This window comes from Microcoleus sp. T3_B1 (assembly GCF_036700445.1).
Taxonomy (GTDB): Bacteria; Cyanobacteriota; Cyanobacteriia; order Cyanobacteriales; family Microcoleaceae; genus Microcoleus.
On the sequence record NZ_JAUBOX010000167.1, the window covers coordinates 1 to 4,669 of the forward strand.

General features: G+C 43.2%; 2 protein-coding genes. Both read right to left on the reverse strand.

Annotated features, from left to right (window positions below; all coding sequences use genetic code 11):
• Positions 1 to 176: 176 nt before the first annotated feature.
• Positions 177 to 1,535 carry a hypothetical protein gene (locus QT990_RS35300; RefSeq protein WP_333058089.1) on the reverse strand — a complete coding sequence of 453 codons (1,359 nt, stop codon included), beginning with the start codon at positions 1,533 to 1,535 and terminating at the stop codon, positions 177 to 179.
• 65 nt (positions 1,536 to 1,600) lie between these two features.
• On the reverse strand, positions 1,601 to 4,669 hold a 3,069-nt coding region (locus QT990_RS35305; RefSeq protein ID WP_333311010.1), incomplete at its 5' end, for an RHS repeat-associated core domain-containing protein.

The following is a 4,669-nucleotide window of genomic DNA, read 5'->3' on the forward strand; positions in this document are numbered from 1 at the left end:
GGGTCTGCTCTGAGAGAATCGTAGGTTAGAGTTAAGCTGCGGGTTTCTCCCATTGACTGGTAAGGTACGAGGTCGTGTGTTTCGATGACTGCCCCGGAGTGCATTTCTACGGAAGAGGTTAAGCCGCCTTTTGCTTTGCATTCGTTAATTCAACTATTAAGTAAAAAAGTTAAATTCTAGTCAAAGGAAGGGTCTGTATACCATTTTTTCACATTCTCGTACCATTCACTCGCCTGCTTGTATTCCTCAACTATCTCAACCGGAGTATTGTCATCTAATTTCCAAGGACAAAAATCACTAGACTTATGTTCGCAACTAACATGATAGCCTCGCGGTAAAGTCTTCCAGTAGGTAGCTTGAAATGGTTCAAGGACATTCCACTTTTCGGTTCCTGGGATATGTTCGTGTATTAAAATCAAACTATCCACAGCCAGCAATTGCTCTATAATTTCGCGCTCAGTACCTATAATTCCCTCTTCATAGGGGAAGATGTTCAGAAAATTCGCAATAAGAAACTTATTCCAGGCAGGATGAGCCATTGCTTCCCATTTAGCACCTCCTTGAGGAGTTAAATAGTATGATGCTTTAAGTCTCCCGTCTAAGTGGTCTTGAATTCCAGCCATTGTTAAAACAACATCAGGAGTCCCCTCTGCATCATATTCATCAGCAAACACTATTGCTTTAATATCTCCTTTTTGAAACAAGGAATCGGCTGCAAGTGCTGTTTCAGCATGAGATAAGTGTTCTGAGTATGCAACGCTTTCTAACCCGTAATAGTTTATTACAACAGATTTTAGCAGCAAGTATTCAACCTTTGAATTCGGAGTTTCTGCCAATGCTGCGTAAGAGATTGGTGCTATATCTTCAAAGAGACTTGATGGGTTTGTATCTAATTCTGGCTCTGTATACCAATGCGAAATTTCTGAGTACCACTGCTTCGCTTGTCGATCTTTCTCAATCCATTCTTTGGGTGTATTTGAGTCGATACACAATTCAAAATATCGATGCTGGTAAGTAACTTTGTAAGCTTTGGGTAAAGTTTTCCAGTACGTTGCTTTCCAAAATCCTATATCCTCCCAAAAACAAGTTTCTGAAATAAGAATTTGGTTTTCTAAATATTCACAATAATTTATAATTTCTTGCATAATCTGCTGAGAACAACAGATTATTTCTGAACGAAATAATCCAGTTATTTCATCACGCTGATAACCCAGACACCATTTATGATAATAATTCCAATTAGCACCAGTTAAGCCTTCCCACCTTGCTCCTCCCTGAGAAGTTAAGTAGTAAAAAGCGTTGAGTTTTCCATTTAGGCTTGCCCAAATCTGAGATATTGTTAGGGCTACACCTCTAATATTTTCTCCATTTTCATTAGAAAATGCTGCTAATATATCGCCACTTTGAAATAACCGATTGGCTGCTGATACCACTTCAGCATGGGAGAGTCGCCAATCAGATGCGACATTTATGAAAATTTCTGTCTCTGTTAAAGCAGACAAGATCATTAAATACTCTACTCTGTTTATAGTCATTTGCTTGTTAATTACACAGCATCTATATCAAGCGTAAAAGGTTATGTTCCAGTCAAGTAATTGATTTAGAGATCAGAATTGTGAATTTTCCGGCTATTTGCATTTTTTATATTCAAAATGGAAAATCTTACTCTTTTCTTTGGTCCTGTGACAGTATCTTCACAACATTCACATCTTCCGAGTGAGCCAGCGCTAGATGACGACCACTCTTGGTCTTTTCGGACGTTATCGTTAGCACTTATCTCTACATTGTAGTGACGCGCACCACCGTCTTTTGTAGGCTTTGGATAAGGACAAGGTAACTTATCATCGGCTTTATATGGTAAAGCTCCTATAGGAGGAAGCAAACTCTGCAACCACCATAGTCTTTCTCTATTTGGCTGTCTGTCATTTGCTAATTCGCGCCTTGTTTTTTGTAAATTATTCGCTGCATCTTCAAGGCTGTTATATCTAAAACCAATTAGGATACCCTGTTCTCCCCCTGTTCCTCTAAATATTGTCTCACACTTGACATATTTCTTGAGTTCGGGGTCATCTGCACAAGTTTTACAATCAGGATTCGGAAGAGGTGGCGAAGCTGGAGAGGTTGACGGCGCAGTGGATGGCTGTGAACGAGTTGGTCGATTAAGCAGTGGAGTAGGCTGAGTTTGTCCCTGAGGTTGAATCAACCCTCTCCGCAGTCTCTCCTGAAACAGTCGATCGTCCTGACCAGCAGGAAGAGGATTCAGCAACCCACCACCACCAGGAGGTGCAAGCAATATACCCAAACCAGGCACACGCTGGAGAAGACCACCCAAAGGCGGTAGAGGCAAAGCCGGTGCAGGCAAAGGTATCGCTACAGGAACCTGTTCTCCCGACGGATCGGTATAATTAGTCGGACTATTTCCCACATACCGATACAAATTAGCATCCCCACCCCCAAACCCGATCGTATCCTCACTAATAAACCTCCCCACCTGCGGGTCATAATACCTCGAATTATAATAATAATTCCCCGTCTCAGAATCCAACTCCCGCCCCGTAAAACCAAACCGGAAACCCACACTCGGATTAGTTTGACTCCTCACCTTCCCAAAACTATCATAACCAATCCGATTCTGAATCGCCCCATTAGAATCAACCAAATCCCGCACCGTTCCCAGATTATCAGTTAACGGCCACAACACGCTACCGCCAGCACTTTCATCAGCCAAAATCTGGTCAGTTTCCACCCCGTGCAAATAACGGTGCGTTTGAGAACCAGCACCATCAAAAGTCAAAGCAATATGCTGCCCGTCGTAAACCAAACGCTCAACTTGAGGCACCGCACTACCAGCACCATCCGCATCAACTTCCTTAACAATGCGGCGATTCAAACCATCATAACTATACTGAGCCGACTTAATCACAGAACCGCTACCATTTTTACCCACAACCTGACTCAAACGGTTCCGATAATCCCAACTGTACTCAGTCACCTCACCCGTAACAATATCAGTCCGCTTCGTGAGATTCCCCTCACCATCGTAGTCGTAATTGTAAACACCATCAGACTGCAACTGATTGTTACTTCCAGTTTGATATCCAGAATTAGTTCGACTCCCATTATCATCGTAACTGTAACTCTCATCACTCTGAGAACTATAATCTGCACCAGTCAACTGGTCTCGCTTGTCATAACTGTAATTGGTACTACCCGATGGCGAAGTAAATCCAGTCACTCGATTGGCAAAATCGTAAGTCCAAGCATAATTAGCTAACGTCACATTCCCCTTACCGTGACTCAACCGAGTTAAACGACCCGCAGTGTCATAAACATACTCGCTTGAGGCCACCAAACCCGTCCCATTCAAATCGCTGTAACGAGTAACATCCTTAGTTTTACCCGCAGCATCATAACTCATATCCACCCGCTTGGAACTTACCCCATTCCCACTTTGAGTAATCCGAGTTACTCGGTTCCCATCATCATAAGTAAAAGACTTCGTTCCCCGCAATTGACCGTTAATTGTATCCGTCACAGAAATCGGACGATTAACCTGATTGTATGCGTACTTCAACAACACATTTGGCACGTTCGGAGTTCCCGCATTGTCAACAGTTTCCAAATTCCCAGCCAAATCGTAAGTCAAAGCATAAGTTGCATCGGGGTCGCTAATAGTTTTAAGTTGACCTGCTGCATCGTAGCTTGAAGTAATCGTCCGAATAGAAGTGTTAGCTGAATTCAGCCACTGTTCCTCTTTTGGGCGGTTGAGTTTGTCGTAAACAAACTTGCGAGTGCGGTTGTTGCCGTCTTTAGATGTGATTAAATTGCCTGCGGGGTCGTAAGTGTAGCTGCGAGTGCGGTTCAGTGGTTGATTGGTTTCAGTTTTGAGGCGATTTAATTCATCGTAGGCGAAGGTTGTTTTGTTGTTGGAAGGGTCAGTGAGAGAACTGACATTGCCGACATTATCGTAAGCTGTAGTTGTGGTTTTGTTGAGAGCATCAGTGACTGTTGTTTGACGGTTTAAAGCATCGTAACCGTAGCGAGTGGTGTTGCCCAAACCGTCTGCGACAGCACTAACATTACCGTTAGCATCGTATTCTGTAGACACTTTGTTGCCGAGGGGGTCGGTGACGGAAGTAGTTCGGTCTTTTGTGTCGTAAGTATATTCGGTTTTGTCTCCCAGTTCGTTGGTAAATGTGAGGAGGTTGCTGTTAGCGTCGTAGGTAGATTTTGTGGTATTATTGAGAGGGTCTTTGCTGCCGGTTTGGCGGTTGAGATTGTCGTAGGTGTATTCGGTGGAGTGGTTGAGAGCGTCGGTAATTTTAGTTTGATTGCCGGCTTTGTCGTAAGTGTAGGTGGTATTGTTTAGTTTGGGGTCAGTGACAGTTTTTTGGCGGTTTAAAGCATCGTAGGTAAAGGAAGTCTTGCGAAGTATCGGGTCAGTAACCGATTTGAGAGTGCCACCTTTATTGTACTCGGATGTTGTGACATTATTGAGTGGATCTGTGATTTGAGTTTGACGATTCAGAGCATCGTAAACGTATTGAGTTTTGTTAGTATTCCCATCAATTTCAGCAGTAACATTCCCAACCTTATCGTACTCAGTTTTGCTCGTACTAGCAATAGTAGTCTGTGCCGCTTGAGTAACATCAGTCCGCCTTCCCAACTC